Source organism: Mesorhizobium sp. WSM3224 (assembly GCF_000427725.1).
Classification (GTDB): domain Bacteria; phylum Pseudomonadota; class Alphaproteobacteria; order Rhizobiales; family Rhizobiaceae; genus Mesorhizobium.
In genome coordinates this window covers 32074-48042 of record NZ_ATYO01000034.1, presented here as the reverse complement: position 1 = coordinate 48042, position 15969 = coordinate 32074, and the positions used below count along the sequence as shown (strand labels likewise).

The window sequence follows — 15969 nt, the reverse complement described above, 5'->3', positions numbered from 1 at the left end:
CGCGAGATCGCGCCTCGATGGCTCCTGGGGCTGGCTCTACACGAAGTGGAAGTCGTGGCTGTCCAGAGCGCTTAGCTTGACATTCTTCAGGGTAAGGGTGTCAGAGCCCGATGAGATGACCACATCGTTGCCAGCCTGGGTCGCATGATCAAGGACACTCGCAAAGCTGTCAAAGACGCTCTTGCTGAACTGCAATGTATCATGGTGACGTCCGATGGCATCGAAGTCCTTGATGACGTCCTTGCCGAAGTTCGCGGCAAACACGAACGTGTCATCACCACCTTTTCCCAAGAGCCGATCGTTGCCCGTGGTGCCTGTCAGGGTGTCGCTTCGAGTCGACCCGGTTATTGCCGCCCCGGAGCTTTCTGAAACGACATGCCCCGAGCTGTCGACCTCCTTGGCCGTTATGGTGTGGACGCCCTTCGACAGGGACTTGGCAAAAGTCCACGATCCATCAGCCCCCGCAGTCACCGAACCGAGGAATGTCGAGCCGTCGTAGAACTTGACCGCATCGCCGGCGTTAGCCGTGCCGTGGATCTTGGTGAAACCAGACCTACTCTGCCAAAGGCTCGTGAAATCGAAGCCATCGGCCTGGGATCTATGCTCTGAACCGGAGTGGCCCGGATCGGTAGGTGTTGGCTGCGAAGGCGTCGGGTCCGGAGATGGCGGCTGCGTAGGCGTCGAGCCCGAGACAGTAACCGCCGCTGCCGAGGAAGCCGTACCGGTGTTACCGGCGACATCCGTCGCAGTGGCCGTAAAACTGTGGCTCCTGACGGACAACGCCTTGGTGCTATAGCTCCAGGCGCCATTGGCATCGGCAGTGGCAGTGCCGATCTTGGTCGTACCGTCGAAGACCGTCACGGTGCTGTTGGCTTCAGCGGTGCCTTTCAGTGCCTCCACATGCGTTTTCGCCAGGTCGGCCGCGGAAGTCGATGCCACAATCGTCGGGGCCGATGGTACGGCGGTATCGACTTTTACCAGCAGCGGCGCCGATGTTTCGGTGGCCGTCGAGGTCGCCACCTGCGAGCCCGCAATCGCTGCACCATCAGTGTTGATCGGGAGCAGAGCCCCCCTCGTGTCGATGTTTCCGCCAAGCGTCGTTGTCCCCGGGTCAGCTTCGACATATCCGTATGCGCCTGCAAGGTCGAATGTGTTATTCGATACCTCGTTGCCGCTGCCGTGGCCCAAAAAATAGACAGTGTAGGCCCCGCCTTTGAGAAGATTGTTGGATATTTCAATGTTGCTCGCGTCACGCGATATGAAAGCCGAAGTAGACGGGAAAGAGGTCATGTCGATGGTATTGTGGATAATGGTTCCGCTCGTGAGCGGCGTCGCCCCGATATTACTACCGGGGACCTGAATTCCATCAATATGCGCAACGTCGGGGGGGACACCCATATTATTAGAGAGGTTGTGGATATAGTTGCCCTCAATTATGGCATGCTGCCCTTCAAGCCAGATACCATTCTCGGCGTTGCTGATATCACTGAAACGAATGGTTGTATTATCACCCTGTCCTACGCGACCATTAGGGTTGATATCGACCGCGTTCAATGAATTGTGGCCTATAACATCACAATACTCCATCGTGGCGCCGGTGGACTCGAATGAAACGTTTCCCGTGATTCGACAGTCCACAAGCTTCACATTCGGGGCGGTGATCACCACATCGCCGGTAATATCAAGGCCGCTGACAACAGCCCCGGCTGTGTTGATCGTGACGTCGCCAGACGGCGTGAGAGTCACGCCATCACGCACGCCAGTTGTTGACGCATTGGGAAATCCGGAAGTCGTGCTGCTGCTAGCCACAGTGGTTGCAGCCGTGAAGCTGTGACCGCCGTCCGACAGCTTGCCGGTTGTGAAGTCCCATGCCCCGCTGGAGTTCGTGGTCGCGCTGCCCAGCAACGTCGTGCCGTCGTACACCTTCACCGTGGTATTGGCCGCAGCCGTGCCGGTCAGCGTGAGCGTGTTCTTGTTTGTGATGCCATCGCCGATAATCGCGCTGTCGGGCGAGAAGGAAGTGATTGATGGGGGGGTGTCCATGTGGCTACTACCTCTTTCTTGATTTTTCCCCGCCCAATTTTGTCGTGGGGTGCGCCTGATGGGGTAACAGAGGTCAACGCGAAAGGCGTCGTCCAACTGCCGACCCCACTAACGAACGGTTGTTTCGACCCGCAACTCACAAGAAGTAACCGACTATTACAGTTGGCCGTCACAACTTCGTCAAAATGCGCATGTCGTTAGTTTCGACTCTGCCGTATAAGCGCCAGCTGCGCAGGCTCGTCCTTAGTGTTGACCCTTAAATTATTGCTCCGATACTGGGGACAGTCTTCCCAGAAAAATCGATACCCCCAGGGCAACTCGGCTGGTAAGTCGGGTATCAGGTGGCGGCGGTTCAGGCGCATGCTCGCCAGGGGCGCAGCGCTCGTTCGCGAGTCGGGTGGGCGGGACGCAAGATCCGGATCGCTGGCGCTTACGGTTTTTGCCGGGACTCGCCCGGATCTGGCGGGGGTGGAGGGGCACGCACCAGCGGGCGTTGCTGGCCTAGCGATCCCCCTAAACACTAAGCCGTCTGCCCTCTCACGCGTCGCCTGGAGGCACAGTCCACGAGCACAGCAGGATCGTATGCGACGGCGAATGACCACAATCAGTCCACGCGGAACGGGGGGCAGCTCGCAGGGCGGTCCAGCCGCACAATCTCGATCGCAGGCCTTGGATTTTAGGGCCCAACAGGTAGCACATGAGCATTGCGGCATTCGGGCCGCCGCGGCTGGCTCTCGCTGGCCTGACCGCGACGCCGGAGTGCCACCGCCTGTCCCACATTTTTGGTAGCGCGTCCCGCACGTCTCGACGCTGATCGTGAACGCACGAAGCGTCCATGGCGAAATCGTGACTTTCCAGGAACTGCTTAAGAAAGCGTTCACACCTGATTGATCAATTTATCTATCCACAATCCGCGCCAAGCCTAGACGGGTGGCTGCACGGCTAAGCTGGGCCGGCGCGACGAATCACCTGTCGGCCTTTCATGTGTTCCCGCCGGCAGCCAGATGTTGGCAGGTAGTTGTTGCGATCTCTCTCGACTGGCAGACACGGCGGCGGTCAAGTCGTGGCAGCATTTTAGCTGCGGAGCTGAGTTCAGCCGAGGTCATTGCGCCGACGCCTGAACTGCTGGAGGGCTTTCCGGATCGCCTTCAACTCAAATTGCTGCCGTCTGAATTTGCGCTCGAGCTCAGCGATCCGTCGATGCGCGTTGGACTGCAATGCTTCCGCAGCACCGGCCCCGGACTTCGCCTGCCTGGGTGGTGCAGGAGGGCGGCCCGGCCCGCGAAGTGCTGGCGGCCCTCCGGCCATAAAGGTCGCGCGCCATCTGTAGAGGTCCTTGCGCAGAACATTCAATTCGGCGGAAAGGGTGGTGACATTCTCGCCGGCGAGCATGCGCATGACCGCCGCAACCTTTTCCTCGCGACTAAACTTGCGCGCCTTTTTAGGCATGATTTCTACGAGAGTGTTCCCCATTTGTCTCTGCGCTGGAAATTGAGTCCGCTCGGCTCCTTGCGCATTTTAGGCGCTATTTCGGTGCAATCGATTCACGCATTCATGTGCTTTTCGGCAGCCTACCCCTCATGTTTAGGCCAGCCGTCGACAGCTCAGCTACGCCTTTCGGATTAACGGCCTAAGGCGGTGCCGTCCGCCTCGCATTCGCGGGCACAGATCAATGGGATGCAGGCGGCTTCCCTTACCAGTGCTTTCTTTGCCGAAGCACCTCGATCCCGATCAATGCGATCAGAACCGGCCACGCTCGACGAGTCGGCCTTCCGCAAACTGCGTTCCTGCCCGGGGTCGGTGCCAGCTATCAGGAGACGTTTAGCGTCATCGCGCGCCTGGCGTGCCTCGGCGAGGGAGACGAGAGGATAGCTTCCCAGCGCCAGAAGTTTCTGCTTCCCATCAAACCGATAGGCAAGGCGCCATAGGCGGGTTCCCGTGGGCTGCACCCAAAGCTGGAGCCCGCCACCGTCGGACAATTTCGAGAGCTTGGAAGCCGGGCGTGCGTTTCGACATTTCACGTCGGATAAGGCCATTTCTGGAAAATCCTATTGGCTGCTTCGATACCAACAGGTTGTCCGATACCAACAAAAATACCAACCCGCCGGCTCGTTGGACCAGATACGCGGGAAAATCCGGATAACACGCCCCGCTACGCCATGCGCGCCAAAAAAATAAACGACTTCAGCAATTTATGGAGGCGTGGGCGTAGAGGCTTCGGCGGAAGGGAACGTCGGGAGAAAGGGAAATGGTGCCCAGAGGCGGATTCGAACCACCGACACGCGGATTTTCAGTCCGCTGCTCTACCAACTGAGCTATCTGGGCCTGCGCCGGCCAACGGGACCGCCCGCCGGGTTTCACGATAGCGCCGAGCGGCGCCCCTTGAAAGCGCGTGGGTTATAGCACGGGTATCCTGACTGTCCAGAGCAATTCCAGGAAAAGTGCGCAGCGGTTTTCCGCCCCGGAATTGCGGGAAAACAAGAGCAATTCCAGGAAAAGTGCGCAGCGGTTTTCCGCCCGGAATTGCGGGAAACAAGCGCAATTCCAGGAAAAGTGCGCAGCGGTTTTCCGCCCCGGAATTGCGTCGAAACAAGCGCTTAGCGGTTGATTTCATCAGGAATGAAAAATCGCCGTGAACCGGCAACTTGCCGCCACGCTCAACCCTCGTCCTTGGGCGCCGGGCCCGGCTTCGGGCTGTCATCGTCTTCCTCTTCGCCGTCGCGGCCGGGAATGACATAGGCGCCCTTCAGCCAGCGATTGAGGTCGATGTCCTTGCAGCGCACCGAGCAGAACGGATAGTGCTCGCGCGAGGAAGGTTTTCCGCATTCGGGGCAGGGCCGCTTCGGCCGAAGCGGCGTTATCTTGTCGTCCAGGCTCATGAGCGCGCGGCGTGCCAGTTCTGGTGCGCTTTGAAACCTTCGCCCGAAAGCAGCGCGACACTTTCATAAAGCGGCAGGCCGACCACATTGGTGTAGGAGCCAACCAGCTTGACGACGAAGGAGCCGGCCAGGCCTTGCACCGCATAGCCGCCGGCCTTGCCGCGCCATTCGCCCGAGGCGACATAGGCGTCGATCTCCTCGCGCGGCAGCCGCTTGAAGCGCACCCTGGTCTCCACCAGCCGCTGGCGCAGCTTGCCGCCCGGCGTGATCAGGCAGATGCCGGAATAGACCCGGTGCGAGCGGCCGGAGAGCAGGCCGAGGCAATTGATGGCGTCGTCTATCGTCTCGGCCTTGGGCAGGATGCGTCGCCCGACCGCCACCACCGTGTCGGCGGCGAGGATGAAGGTAGGTGCATAGTCGTCCTCGCTTTTCAGCGAAGTGAGCGCCTTCTCGGCCTTGTCCTTGGAAAGGCGCTTGGCCAGCGAACGCGGATGTTCGGCGCGAAGCGGCGTCTCGTCGACATCGGCGGGCAGCACACGGTCCGGCTCGATGCCTGCCTGTTGCAACAACTCGATGCGGCGCGGCGAACCCGAGGCAAGCACGAGCTTCTGCAGGATGCTCATAGGAGCATGATGCCGAAAAGTGTGAAGCGGTTTTCGGACGACATCATGCTCCACTCTTTGATTTAGAGCTGGATTCAGATTTCAGGTCGACAGACCTGAAATCATCCGGCTCTAGGGTTCGCGCCGGGCTGTTACTTGAAACGGTAGGTGATGCGGCCCTTGGTCAGGTCGTAGGGCGTCATCTCGACCAGGACCTTGTCGCCGGTCAGCACGCGGATGCGGTTCTTGCGCATGCGGCCGGCCGTGTGGGCGATGATTTCGTGTTCGTTTTCGAGTTTCACCCGGAACATCGCATTGGGCAGCAGTTCGGTGACCACACCTGGAAACTCGAGGACTTCTTCCTTCGGCATTCGATACCTTTGCTTGGATTGCGGTTCCGGCGACCCCCGGAATTTGCGCGGAACCTATATGATAATCGCCCGCTTGTGAACATGCTTAATCCGTCGCGTTTTTTGCTTCCGGAAGCGAAAAACGTCGGCTTATGCGCGCCTTCAGCCGCTCGCGCACGTCGCGATAGGCAGCCATGATGTGCTCGCGCGTTCCGCCGGCGTCGGTCGGGTCGGGCATCGGCCAATATTCGACCTCGACGGCGAGCGAACGGGTGAGCTCAAGTGCTGCATGATGCGCCTCCGGCGCCAGCGTGACGATCAGGTCGAAATAATCGTCTTCCAACTCCTCCAGCGCCTTAGGTCGACGCTCGCCGAGCGAGAGGCCCTCCTCGGCCAGCACCGCATCGACGAACGGGTCGCGCTCGCCGGCGTGCACGCCGGCCGAAGCGACGAAGGTGGTGGCGGGCAGGATCCGCCGAGCCAACTGCTCGGCCATCGGCGAGCGGACGGCGTTCATGCCGCACAGGAACAGGATCGAGTGGGGCAAGGCGGCCAGCACTAGAGCATGATCCCGAAAAGTGGGAACCGGTTTTCGGATAAGATCATGCTCCGGCATGAGAGCATGATCCCGAAAAGTGGGAACCGGTTTTCGGAAAAGACCATGCTACAACAAAGAGTTAGATCAGGATGGCGGTTCAACGAAACGTCATCCCGATCTAGCCCCGCCAGTGCAGAACGCAGACCAGCGTGAACAGCCGGCGCGCCGTGTCGAAATCGATCTCGATCTTGCCGGCCAGCCGGTCCATCAGGGTCTGCGAGCCTTCATTGTGCAGGCCGCGCCTGCCCATGTCGATCGCTTCGATATGGCTGGGCGTCGAGGAGCGGATGGCCTCGTAGTAGCTTTCGCAGATCAGGTAATAGTCCTTGACGATGCGCCTCAGCGGCGTCAGCGACAGGATGTGGGTAACCACCTCGGCGCCATCCTGGCGGCTGACGGCAAACACCAGGCGCTGCTCGGCCAGCGACAGCTTGAGCTTGTAAGGACCGGCGCCGTCGTCATTGACCGGCCGGAAACTGTTCTCCTCGATGAGGTCGAAGATCGCCACGGCCCGCTCGTGCTCGACGTCGGGCGTCGAACGTCCGATCGATTCGTCGAGCTCGACGTCGATCAGCCTGTTGCGGATTTGGTCATGGCCGGACATCGCTACATGTTCGACCTGATCGCGACGGAGCGGGCATGGGCGTCGAGCCCTTCCGCCTTGGCGAGCGCGATCGCCGCTGGCGCCAGCATCTTGAGCTGTTCTGGTCCGAGCTTCAGGATCGAGGTGCGCTTGACGAAATCGAGCACGGACAGACCCGAAGAGAAACGCGCCGACCGTGCTGTCGGCAAAACATGGTTGGAGCCGCCGACATAATCGCCGATGACCTCCGGCGTATGCCGGCCGATAAAGACGGCACCAGCGTTGCGCATCCTGGAAAGGAACGCCTCGGCATCGTCGAAAGCGAGCTCGACATGCTCGGCCGCGATCCGGTCGACCAGCGGCAGTGAGGCTTCGAGCGTCGGCACCAGGATCATCGCGCCGAAGTCGCGCCAGCTTGCGGCCGCCGTCTCGGCGCGCGGCAGAACTTTCATCTGACGTTCGACCGCCTGCTCGACCGCCTTGCCGAACGCTGCATTGTCGGTGATCAGGATCGACTGCGCCGATATGTCGTGCTCGGCCTGTGCCAGAAGGTCGGCCGCGATCCAGTCCGGATCGTTGTCTGCATCGGCCACGACCAGCACTTCCGACGGCCCTGCGATCATGTCGATGCCGACCGTGCCGAACACCTGCCGCTTGGCCGCCGCGACATAGGCGTTGCCGGGTCCGACGATCTTGGCGACGGGCCTGATCGTCTCGGTGCCATACGCAAGTGCTGCGATCGCCTGCGCGCCGCCGACGCGGTAGATTTCGGAAATGCCGGCAAGATCGGCCGCTACCAGCACCAGCGGATTGATGATGCCGCCCGAGGCCGGCACGACAATGACGATACGTTCGACGCCCGCGACCTTGGCCGGCACGGCGTTCATCAACACCGAGCTCGGATAGCTCGCCGTGCCGCCAGGCACGTAGAGGCCAACCGCCTCGACCGCCGTCCAGCGCGAGCCGAGCTCGACACCGGCGGCATCCGTATAGCGGTCATCCTTCGGCTTCTGCCGCTCGTGATGCGAACGGATACGGTCGCGCGCGAATTTGAGCGCCTCGACGGTCGCCGCATCGGCCGCTTCATAAGCCTTGGCGATGTCGTCCTTCGAGACGGCGATACCGAGTGTATCGAGATCGGCCTTGTCGAACTTCAGCGTATAGTCGACGAGCGCCCTGTCGCCCTCGGCGCGCACGCGCCCGATGATGTCGCGCACCACGGCATCGACATCGGCCGACACCTCCCGCTTGGTGGTGAGGAAGGCCGAAAAGCGCCGTTCGAAATCGGCGTCCTGCTGGCGGAGCGTTATAGCCATTGCGCTTTAGCCTCTGTGCACAGGTCGCGACGTGGCTTCCCAGGAGCCGCCGATATCGGCAAGCCGCGCTTCGACGCATTCGACGTCGAGCATGATGGCGCCGCCGCCCGAGAACACCAGCTCGACTATGCCGGCCGGCTTGCTGATGGCGATGAAGCTGATCGCCAGCAGCGACAGCACCTCGGCCGGCTTGTCGCGGGCAATGCCGCTGGTCTTGGCGCCGAGCACGCGGTCGAAATGCAGAACGCTCTGCCGCCGCTCATTGTGCTGGCGGAACAGACCGGATTTCGCTTCCCAGACGAAGCGGTTCATGGTCAGCACGAAGCGCTTGGCCGCCGGCAGGTATTCGAGGTCGGAGATCCTCATCACGGCGTCCTGGACATGCGCCGAGACAATGCTCAGATCCTGGTCGTCGAGCGCGATGAGCTTGAGGGCCATGCGGAATTTCGCACCTAAGGTTGACGTTTCAGCCTTCTGTTAGGCGGTCTTGCCGATCCATGCAACCGCGACGCGGATGCCGCCGTCAGCGGAGCTGGCACCGCCATACGCGATTGCCTGCCCGCAAGGGGGAGATCGGCTGGCGCATCAGCTTTTGCCAATCAGCAGCGCGGAGGGCAGCAGTCGTTAAGCCGAAATCCGCTCGATCACCGCGCCGCAGCCGGAAAGCTTTTCTTCGAGCCGCTCGAAGCCGCGGTCGAGGTGGTAGACGCGGTTGACCGTGGTTTCGCCTTCGGCGGCAAGGCCGGCGATCACAAGCGACACCGAGGCGCGCAGGTCGGTCGCCATGACAGGCGCGCCCTTCAGCTTGGCGACGCCGTCGACGATCGCCGTCTGGCCGGAAAGCGTGATGTGGGCGCCGAGGCGGGCGAGCTCCTGCACATGCATGAAGCGGTTCTCGAAGATTGTCTCGGTGATGCGCGACTTGCCCCCGGCCATCGTCATCAGGCCCATGAACTGGGCCTGCAGGTCGGTCGGGAAGGCAGGGAAGGGGGCTGTCGTGACGTCGACCGGCGCAATGCCGGCGCCGTTGCGCTTGACGCGGATGCCTTCATTGGTCGGCGTGATCTCGGCGCCAGTCTGAACCAGCACATCGAGCGCGGTCTGCAACAGATCGGGCCGGGCGCCGGCTAGCATCACGTCGCCGCCGGTCATGGCGACGGCCATGGCGTAGGTGCCGGTCTCGATGCGGTCGGGGATGACGCGCACGCGGGCGCCGGAGAGCGCCTCGACGCCGTGGATGGTGATGGTCGAGGTGCCGGCGCCATGGATCTTGGCGCCCATGGCGATCAGGCATTCGGCGAGATTGACGATTTCCGGCTCGCATGCGGCGTTCTCCAGCACCGTCTCGCCCTTGGCGAGCGAGGCCGCCATCATCAGCACATGGGTGGCGCCGACCGAGACCTTTGGGAAGACATAGCGGTTGCCGATGAGGCGGCCGTTCTTGGTTTTGGCGATGACATAGCCATTGTCGACATCAAGCTCGGCGCCCAGCACCTGCAGGCCCTCGAGGAACAGGTCGACCGGGCGCGTGCCGATGGCGCAGCCGCCGGGCAGCGACACCTTGGCTTCGCCCATGCGGGCAAGCAGCGGCCCGATGACCCAGAATGAGGCGCGCATCTTCGACACCAGCTCATAGGGCGCGGTGGTGTCGACGATGTTGCGGGCGGAGAAATTGATGGTGCGCGAATAGCCTTCCTGCTGCTTCTCGCGGCGGCCATTGACCGAATAGTCGACGCCGTGGTTGCCGAGGATACGGATCAGCTGCTCGACATCGGCCAGATGCGGCACGTTTTCGAGCGTCAGCGTGTCGTCGGTGAGCAGCGAGGCGATCATCAGCGGCAATGCCGCGTTCTTGGCGCCCGAGATCGGAATGGTACCGGCAAGCTGGTTGCCGCCGACAATTCTGATGCGATCCATAAGAAAACGTCCCCTCGGCCAGAACAGGCCGGTTTCAATCGGTTGATGCGCCCGGCTTAGCTCATTGGCCGGCTTGGTTCAAGAAATAGGATTTCCCCCGAACCCCGACCGACTGTGGGCGGCCAGTGTGGCTGATTTCGGTTAGTCCTTGTGCATTTTTCCAGCAGCGGGCAATCCCTCCGGCTGATCGTCAGCATTGCGGGCGCGCTGATCGTCAGCGTCGCCAACCCGCCGCGAACGGGCCTGCGCCTTGCGCTTCTGCAGATTGGCGCGCAGCGCCTCGGCCAGCCGGTCCTTGCGCTCGCCGTCGCCTTTTTTCGGTCGATTTGCCTTGTCGTTCATCATCAGTCCCCGACCAGCGGTCAGCCGGCCGCGATTCCGCAATGGCCCGGGCAATTCCAGGAAAAGTGTGAAACGGTTGGCCTCGGCGCCTTTGCCGCAGCCTTCCGTCCGGAATTGCGTCAAAACAAAAGATAGAGCGGTTCGCCGTTTCCATGAAACGGTGAAACGCTCTAGCATTTTAGAGCGGCCATGTCATGAAAGCAGACCGAGAGCCGGTTTCGCGTGTGTATCAGCCGCGCATGGCGCCTCAAACCGCATAATTGCCGGCGAGAATCACATGCGACGCTTTGGGTTTTTCTTGGCCTTGCGCTTGCCGGTTCGATATGGCAGAAGCCGCCATCGCAGGCTGCGGTAGCTCAGTGGTAGAGCACTCCCTTGGTAAGGGAGAGGTCGAGAGTTCAATCCTCTCTCGCAGCACCAGCCTATCCCATTGAAATCGCTATTCTTCTGATGGCGTTCGGGCCTTCATGCGGCAACTAGGGCATATCTGCGGATGGCCACTCGTGCGCGTGACCAAAGGTCAGCTGCCGCTCCGTCGCGTCAGCTCATGGTCTCAAGACCCTGTCTGCCAAACGATCGAGCGAGAAGACGCCGGCGCCGCGTGTCAACACGATAAGCAGCAACGAGGCCCAGAGCAGGTGCTCGGCCCAGTTTTCCGGATAGACGAAGATCTGGATCACGGAGACGACGCCGAGCAGCATCAAGGCCGCAAGGCGCGAGAATAGTCCAAAGAAGATCAACACCGAGCCGGTGATTTCGGCGGTGGTCGCCAAAGGCGCGGCGATCGACGGGTCGATGAACGGCAGATTGTATTCGCTGGCGAACAGCTGCAGCGTCACCGGCCAGGATGCCAGCTTCGATTGCGCCGACTGCCAGAAGACATGCGCCACCGCCACGCGGGCCGCGAGTTGGATGATTGAAAACGGTACGCGTTCGGGCAGCTTGATAAGCCGCCTGTAGAGGCCGACAAGGCCGGTCGGGGCAGGCGAAGCATATTCAGGTATCGCAGTCATGATTGTCTCCATCAGTTTGCAAGGGGATGTATCGGGATCCGCACATCAGTGACGAGCCCGTCGCCGAATAGACGCACGAGCGCGGACACGAGGTCGAACGACGGGTCGAGAGCAAGGGCGCGGCTTATGGCGTGTTCCAGCCCGAGCCCGTGCTTTAGCGAGTGCAGGAACGCGAAGTTTGCACGATCGAGCTGAACGAGGCGGATGCTGTCTCCCGCTCGCCACAGCGCCACGCGTTCCGCTCGCCTTGCCCAAGCGCTGTGCCGGTCGGCCTCAGCACCCTGCTGATGCGCCGACCATACGGACAGGATCGACCAGTGCGAAACGATCAGCCTGAGCGATGGCTGCACCAGGACATCGGGAGAAGTGCCCAGCTCAATATTTTCGTAGTCCCCAAGACTGCGGGGTGGCAACCAAGCCGCGTCGAGCGCTTCGGCGATGGCCCATTCGAGCCGCGCCGTTTCGGCAACTATCGGCATGTCGGATAGCGTGTCGATCGATTTGAGAAAGCGTGGAAAGCCGGCGCCATAGCGCGCCAGCCGCGATTCCGCCGGCGGATGGCGTCGAATGAACTCGCTCGCTGCGTAGCGGAAGAAGCGCTCGTCTACCAGGCGAACCGTGACCGGAAAAACCGCCATCAGCACCGCGGTCAGCGAGCTGCGGGTGTTGTTCTGGTAAATGCGCAGGCGGGCCAACGGATCGGCCTTGCCCGCGGTCAGCAATGTCGCGGCGATCGGTGGTTCCATGGCCAGCACCGACCGCGCCAAGGAGGTCTGCAGGTGCTCAAGCGGCAGCATGGTATTCCTCCTCGAGCGAGGGCAGCGCCAAGGGGGTGGATGGTCTCGCGGCCCTGGCAGCCGCAAACGCCGCAAGGACTGGCATGCTGGTCGTCGTTTCGCCTTCGACAGAAAGGCAGATCGGCGTCGCTCGGGCGTGGGTCGTTTGTTGGCCTCGCGCTGCTTGCTTGCGGCTGAACATGATCGAAGCGGTGAGCATGTCGGCCCACATCGCTTCGCCAAGCAGCACGTCGAGAACGGGAACATCGGTGTCCCACTCGATCAGCGTCGGGCGCGGTCCGAGCCGCTCTATGGCATGCTGGTAGAGCGCCCAGACGACCGGCGGCACGCGTGAGCCATGATCGTCGATGAGCACGGTGTCGGCCCCGACCTGATTGATCGCATGGCCGGCAAGATGGATCTCGCCGATGGAGGCGGCCGGCAGCGCATCGATGAAAGTCTTCGCATTAAATTGCAAATTGTGCGCCGAGACCTGGACGTTGTTGACGTCGAGCAGCAGGCCACAACCAGTCCGCGCCACGAGTTCGACCAGGAACTCAGCCTCGTTCATCGAGGAGTCCGCAAAGGCGATATAGGCCGACAGATTTTCGATCAGCACCTGCCGCTTCAGCGTGTCCTGGACAGTCTCGACATTGCGCGCCACTTTCGCCAGCGCCTCTTCGTCATAGCGCAGCGGCAACAGATCGTTGAGATAGGCGCCGTCGGCAACACTCCAGGCGAGATGCTCGGAGACCAGATCGGGCTGGAAGCGCTCGCAGACCTTGCGCAGCCTCTCCAGATGATCGCGGTCCACTCCTCGGGCGCTGCCCAGCGACAGGCCAACGCCGTGCACCGATAACGGATAGATTTGGCGCAGCCGTTCCAGCGCCTCGACGCCGGCGCCGTCTCCCATGTAGTTCTCGGCATGCACTTCGAGCCAGCCAGCGGAGGGCCTGCGGCTCAGCATTTCGCTGATGTGAGGAGAGCGCAGACCGATACCCGCTGATGCCGGGATCGTGAGGGGCTGGAATGCACGGGACATCGGTCTGCTCCTTTCCAAGGTGGTTGGCTCGAAGTCTGGGTCGGTCAGGCTTTCGACTTGTCGCTGCCGCCGGTAATCTTGGCGCAGCTGCCGGCAGGCACGTAGAGCCAGGAATCCGGCTGGTTGTCGGTTGTCGAGGTGCCGGCGCAGGAATGCGTCGCGGTCTGACAATCGTTCTGGCCGGCCTTCACGACGCCGTAGCATTTCTCGAAGGCGAAGCCGGGCTTGGCGGCCGGGCCGCTGTATGCCGCCGTCGCGGCGAGCGTGGTGGCAGCCGCGAGGGCCGATCCGATGAGGGTCTTGGTGTTGATCACGGTCGTGTCTCCTGTTTGCGTTTCGAGGGAAAGACTGACCTTGCGGCCTGTCTACAAGCAGTGTCCCCGATCCGGCGGCCGAGCTGAAATGCTGTCTCGGCATGGATTTGATACGCGGTCACTATGTTGACGGATCCATACGCAAAAAGCCCTCCGGCGGGGAACCGGAGGGCTTGGCGCCTGCGTTCGGGAGTATGCGAAACAGGCGCGGCTAGGCGGGAGGGAGGCGCCTAGATGTATCGTTTTTCGCAGTTGATGACCGGAAGCTCGTCAGTGCGGAGAGGATCGGCCGCAAGCCAGTCTGCCGCACCCTGCCGCCCCCTGTCGCGCATGTCTGTCAACTCACCCCAGTCGATCCAGGGCCTCATAAGCAGCGGAGCCCCGGCACGGTGTCGACTGTCGAATATGGTGTGAACCGGCGCGCATTTGGTCGCGCAATGGTTGGCTGCGAAGGTGCGATCCGGACATGGTGTCGCGAACACTGAAGGTCTGCCGGCGATGATCAGGCGATGGCGAACGTCAGTTGATCGGATAGGCGGCAAGTGCGAGAACTCGCCACCCCAATAGGTATCGCCGTCGATTTCGACAGGCGAGGAGAGGAAGGGGACAGTGGCTGCCGCCACGATCGCGTTGATCGACAACTGTTCACCGGTGAAAATCTTCACGGCGTCGGTGCGGGCGTTAGCGGCCAGGACACCGAGTTTCACCGGGCAGCGTTCGTCGCGGATTTGCTCGATATCGATTGACTGTTCCAGTATCGATCGAAGCAGGCTGGCTCTGTCGATGACGAAAATCGAGGCGTGGCTGACGCGTCGCCAGAAATTGGCGAGTGCTGTCCGCGCTCCGCGCCGGCCGCCCAGGCCCAGCCCATAGGCAAAGACCGCTGCTTCCACCGCTCCAAAGCCGGATGCGGTGACGGTGCCGAAGGAAAGGCCGGGCTCATCCAGCAACCTGTCAAGCACGCCCCAGACAAAGGCGCCGCGAGCGTCGCTTGCCAGGACAATGTCGACGCGCTGCCGCGCTTCCACCGCAGGTCTTGCAATGACGGCATGGTCGATTTCGGTTCCGGTCTGGACATGCATCTTTCAGTCTCCATCCCAAAACGCCAGGTGGGGCGTTGATGGAGAGACTGCCGCATCATCTCCTGCTGGCGAAATGCCAAGGTGGCATGGAGTCCATAGGCAGATTGCATTGGCTGCAATGCATCGCGCATCGCAAGGTTTGCCAGGCGGGCACGGATCCCGCGATTTTTGCTTAGAACCAGCACCACGACGGTCGCCGGCAAGTCTTCGGCACAAAAGAGGAGCGTGTCATGAAAATACGAACTGTCTGTTTGGGGGCGCTTGCCCTGGGTCTTCTTGCCGGGGCGGCCTGCGCCGATCCGTTCAGCGACCTGGCGGCTTTGCCCACCTTCTATACGGACGCCGGGATGAAGACGATGAAGCTGATGGCTGGGTTCAAGAAGGCCTGGTTCGCCATGCCGAAGCATGATCGCGTCACGATGACCAAGGCATGCAACGACCCGGCAATGAGCAAGCCTCATGCTGAATTCTGCGCCAACGTGCTGGCTTTGGGTGGCGCTAATTAGCCCTTATGCAGCCAAGCAACCGCAGGATGCAGAACCGGCATAAACTCCATACGTAGATGGCATTGGCAAGTAGGCGGCCGATTGCAGCAAAGTCCATCTCGGCAAGGAGGAACCGCAGAGCTCTAAATTGCTGCCGATCATTACCGCAGTCGTCGATGGGACGATTGCTCAACCTCAGAGAAGGATCACACCATGAATATCAAAGCTATCTGCCTCGGCGCTTTTGCACTTTCCGTTCTGAGCGGCGTTTCGTTCGCCGGCGCGCTCGACGAGCCGTCCAACATGCAGCCCTTCTTCACCGACGCCAGCATGAAGACGATGAAGCCCAAGGCCGAGTTCAAGGCCGCCTGGGACGCAATGGCGAAGGACAAGCAGGGCGCGATGATGAAGGAATGTCAGGATGCCGCGATGAGCAAGCCTCACGCCGAATTCTGCGCGAACCTGCAGGCGCTTGGCGGCGCCAACTGACCTGCGCCGACCGTCCCGGGCAACACCGGAACCGACATGATGGCGAGCGGCTTGCTCGCCATCATCTTTTCGGCGGGATCCAGCCGTCGCGCCGCACACGATGTGCCACGCGCGATCGCCGCGCCATGACGGACCGCT

General features: G+C 61.5%; 18 protein-coding genes, 2 tRNA genes and 1 pseudogene. 3 read left to right on the top strand and 18 right to left on the bottom strand.

Features of this window, described 5'->3' with window-relative positions; genetic code table 11:
• Positions 1-36: 36 nt before the first annotated feature.
• From YU3_RS0130930 to YU3_RS0130870, 13 genes and pseudogenes are all read right to left on the bottom strand, one after another.
• On the bottom strand, positions 37-2043 hold the full coding sequence (locus YU3_RS0130930; RefSeq protein WP_027169828.1) for an Ig-like domain-containing protein: 2007 nt from the start codon (positions 2041-2043) through the stop codon (positions 37-39).
• Positions 2044-3135: 1092 nt separating this feature from the next.
• Positions 3136-3516 (bottom strand): transposase, encoded by a 381-nt coding sequence (locus YU3_RS0130925; RefSeq protein ID WP_027169827.1) that lies wholly within the window; start codon positions 3514-3516, stop codon positions 3136-3138.
• Between the two features lie 293 nt (positions 3517-3809).
• Positions 3810-4079, bottom strand: a pseudogene (locus YU3_RS0130920) (Arm DNA-binding domain-containing protein); the annotation flags it as partial.
• A 213-nt stretch (positions 4080-4292) separates the two neighbouring features.
• Positions 4293-4368: transfer RNA gene (locus tag YU3_RS0130915), tRNA-Phe, on the bottom strand.
• Positions 4369-4700: 332 nt separating this feature from the next.
• Positions 4701-4922 carry a DNA gyrase inhibitor YacG gene (gene yacG / locus YU3_RS0130910; RefSeq protein WP_027169825.1) on the bottom strand — a complete coding sequence of 74 codons (222 nt, stop codon included), beginning with the start codon at positions 4920-4922 and terminating at the stop codon, positions 4701-4703.
• Entirely contained in the window at positions 4919-5545 is a 627-nt protein-coding gene (locus YU3_RS0130905; RefSeq protein WP_027169824.1) for a Maf-like protein, read from the bottom strand. Before YU3_RS0130905 ends, yacG begins: the two co-directional genes overlap by 4 nt.
• 131 nt (positions 5546-5676) lie before the next feature.
• Positions 5677-5895 carry a translation initiation factor IF-1 gene (gene infA, locus YU3_RS0130900; RefSeq protein WP_006200926.1) on the bottom strand — a complete coding sequence of 73 codons (219 nt, stop codon included), beginning with the start codon at positions 5893-5895 and terminating at the stop codon, positions 5677-5679.
• Positions 5896-5980: 85 nt separating this feature from the next.
• On the bottom strand, positions 5981-6433 hold the full coding sequence (locus tag YU3_RS0130895; RefSeq protein ID WP_280798459.1) for a low molecular weight phosphatase family protein: 453 nt from the start codon (positions 6431-6433) through the stop codon (positions 5981-5983).
• A 157-nt stretch (positions 6434-6590) separates the two neighbouring features.
• A complete protein-coding gene (locus YU3_RS0130890; RefSeq protein WP_027169822.1) occupies positions 6591-7076 on the bottom strand; it encodes a UPF0262 family protein in 486 nt (161 codons plus the stop codon).
• A gap of 2 nt (positions 7077-7078) precedes the next feature.
• The gene (gene hisD / locus YU3_RS0130885; RefSeq protein WP_027169821.1) at positions 7079-8371 is read right to left on the bottom strand and encodes a histidinol dehydrogenase; all 1293 of its coding nucleotides are present in this window, start codon (positions 8369-8371) and stop codon (positions 7079-7081) included.
• Positions 8372-8377: 6 nt separating this feature from the next.
• Positions 8378-8809 (bottom strand): DUF2948 family protein, encoded by a 432-nt coding sequence (locus YU3_RS0130880; protein WP_027169820.1) that lies wholly within the window; start codon positions 8807-8809, stop codon positions 8378-8380.
• Positions 8810-8995: 186 nt separating this feature from the next.
• Positions 8996-10288 (bottom strand): UDP-N-acetylglucosamine 1-carboxyvinyltransferase, encoded by a 1293-nt coding sequence (gene murA / locus YU3_RS0130875; RefSeq protein ID WP_027169819.1) that lies wholly within the window; start codon positions 10286-10288, stop codon positions 8996-8998.
• A gap of 141 nt (positions 10289-10429) precedes the next feature.
• The gene (locus tag YU3_RS0130870) at positions 10430-10630 is read right to left on the bottom strand and encodes a hypothetical protein (RefSeq protein WP_027169818.1); all 201 of its coding nucleotides are present in this window, start codon (positions 10628-10630) and stop codon (positions 10430-10432) included.
• Positions 10631-10975: 345 nt separating this feature from the next.
• Here YU3_RS0130870 and YU3_RS0130865 point away from each other — a divergent pair.
• Positions 10976-11050: transfer RNA gene (locus YU3_RS0130865), tRNA-Thr, on the top strand.
• 125 nt (positions 11051-11175) lie between these two features.
• On the opposite strand, the gene YU3_RS0130860 is transcribed toward YU3_RS0130865, so the two are convergent.
• The 5 genes from YU3_RS0130860 to YU3_RS0130840 all read right to left on the bottom strand — a co-directional run bounded on the left by YU3_RS0130860 (position 11176) and on the right by YU3_RS0130840 (position 14857).
• The gene (locus YU3_RS0130860; RefSeq protein WP_027169817.1) at positions 11176-11643 is read right to left on the bottom strand and encodes a DoxX family protein; all 468 of its coding nucleotides are present in this window, start codon (positions 11641-11643) and stop codon (positions 11176-11178) included.
• 11 nt (positions 11644-11654) lie between these two features.
• A complete protein-coding gene (locus tag YU3_RS0130855; protein ID WP_027169816.1) occupies positions 11655-12440 on the bottom strand; it encodes a DNA-binding domain-containing protein in 786 nt (261 codons plus the stop codon).
• The gene (locus YU3_RS37875) at positions 12427-13461 is read right to left on the bottom strand and encodes a DUF692 domain-containing protein (protein ID WP_051334154.1); all 1035 of its coding nucleotides are present in this window, start codon (positions 13459-13461) and stop codon (positions 12427-12429) included. Before YU3_RS37875 ends, YU3_RS0130855 begins: the two co-directional genes overlap by 14 nt.
• Before the next feature lie 44 nt (positions 13462-13505).
• Positions 13506-13775, bottom strand: coding sequence for a DUF2282 domain-containing protein (locus YU3_RS0130845; RefSeq protein ID WP_027169815.1), 270 nt, complete (start codon positions 13773-13775; stop codon positions 13506-13508).
• A 230-nt stretch (positions 13776-14005) separates the two neighbouring features.
• Positions 14006-14857, bottom strand: a complete 852-nt coding sequence (locus YU3_RS0130840; RefSeq protein WP_027169814.1) for a hypothetical protein — start codon at positions 14855-14857, stop codon at positions 14006-14008.
• A gap of 230 nt (positions 14858-15087) precedes the next feature.
• Between YU3_RS0130840 and YU3_RS0130835 the strand changes: the two genes are divergently transcribed.
• Both YU3_RS0130835 and YU3_RS0130830 read left to right on the top strand, forming a co-directional pair.
• Positions 15088-15363 carry a hypothetical protein gene (locus tag YU3_RS0130835; RefSeq protein ID WP_027169813.1) on the top strand — a complete coding sequence of 92 codons (276 nt, stop codon included), beginning with the start codon at positions 15088-15090 and terminating at the stop codon, positions 15361-15363.
• Positions 15364-15555: 192 nt separating this feature from the next.
• Positions 15556-15831, top strand: coding sequence for a hypothetical protein (locus YU3_RS0130830; RefSeq protein ID WP_027169812.1), 276 nt, complete (start codon positions 15556-15558; stop codon positions 15829-15831).
• The last annotated feature ends 138 nt before the right edge of the window (positions 15832-15969 follow it).

Excerpts from the sequence above, each read along its gene's own strand:
- YU3_RS0130930 (WP_027169828.1), bottom strand. The coding sequence starts at position 2,043 with ATGGACACCCCCCCATCAATCACTTCCTTCTCGCCCGACAGCGCGATT.
- YU3_RS0130925 (WP_027169827.1), bottom strand. The coding sequence starts at position 3,516 with ATGGGGAACACTCTCGTAGAAATCATGCCTAAAAAGGCGCGCAAGTTT.
- yacG (WP_027169825.1), bottom strand. The coding sequence starts at position 4,922 with ATGAGCCTGGACGACAAGATAACGCCGCTTCGGCCGAAGCGGCCCTGC.
- YU3_RS0130905 (WP_027169824.1), bottom strand. The coding sequence starts at position 5,545 with ATGAGCATCCTGCAGAAGCTCGTGCTTGCCTCGGGTTCGCCGCGCCGC.
- infA (WP_006200926.1), bottom strand. The coding sequence starts at position 5,895 with ATGCCGAAGGAAGAAGTCCTCGAGTTTCCAGGTGTGGTCACCGAACTG.
- YU3_RS0130890 (WP_027169822.1), bottom strand. The coding sequence starts at position 7,076 with ATGTCCGGCCATGACCAAATCCGCAACAGGCTGATCGACGTCGAGCTC.
- hisD (WP_027169821.1), bottom strand. The coding sequence starts at position 8,371 with ATGGCTATAACGCTCCGCCAGCAGGACGCCGATTTCGAACGGCGCTTT.
- YU3_RS0130880 (WP_027169820.1), bottom strand. The coding sequence starts at position 8,809 with ATGGCCCTCAAGCTCATCGCGCTCGACGACCAGGATCTGAGCATTGTC.
- murA (WP_027169819.1), bottom strand. The coding sequence starts at position 10,288 with ATGGATCGCATCAGAATTGTCGGCGGCAACCAGCTTGCCGGTACCATT.
- YU3_RS0130870 (WP_027169818.1), bottom strand. The coding sequence starts at position 10,630 with ATGAACGACAAGGCAAATCGACCGAAAAAAGGCGACGGCGAGCGCAAG.
- YU3_RS0130860 (WP_027169817.1), bottom strand. The coding sequence starts at position 11,643 with ATGACTGCGATACCTGAATATGCTTCGCCTGCCCCGACCGGCCTTGTC.
- YU3_RS0130855 (WP_027169816.1), bottom strand. The coding sequence starts at position 12,440 with ATGCTGCCGCTTGAGCACCTGCAGACCTCCTTGGCGCGGTCGGTGCTG.
- YU3_RS37875 (WP_051334154.1), bottom strand. The coding sequence starts at position 13,461 with ATGTCCCGTGCATTCCAGCCCCTCACGATCCCGGCATCAGCGGGTATC.
- YU3_RS0130840 (WP_027169814.1), bottom strand. The coding sequence starts at position 14,857 with ATGCATGTCCAGACCGGAACCGAAATCGACCATGCCGTCATTGCAAGA.
- YU3_RS0130835 (WP_027169813.1), top strand. The coding sequence starts at position 15,088 with ATGAAAATACGAACTGTCTGTTTGGGGGCGCTTGCCCTGGGTCTTCTT.
- YU3_RS0130830 (WP_027169812.1), top strand. The coding sequence starts at position 15,556 with ATGAATATCAAAGCTATCTGCCTCGGCGCTTTTGCACTTTCCGTTCTG.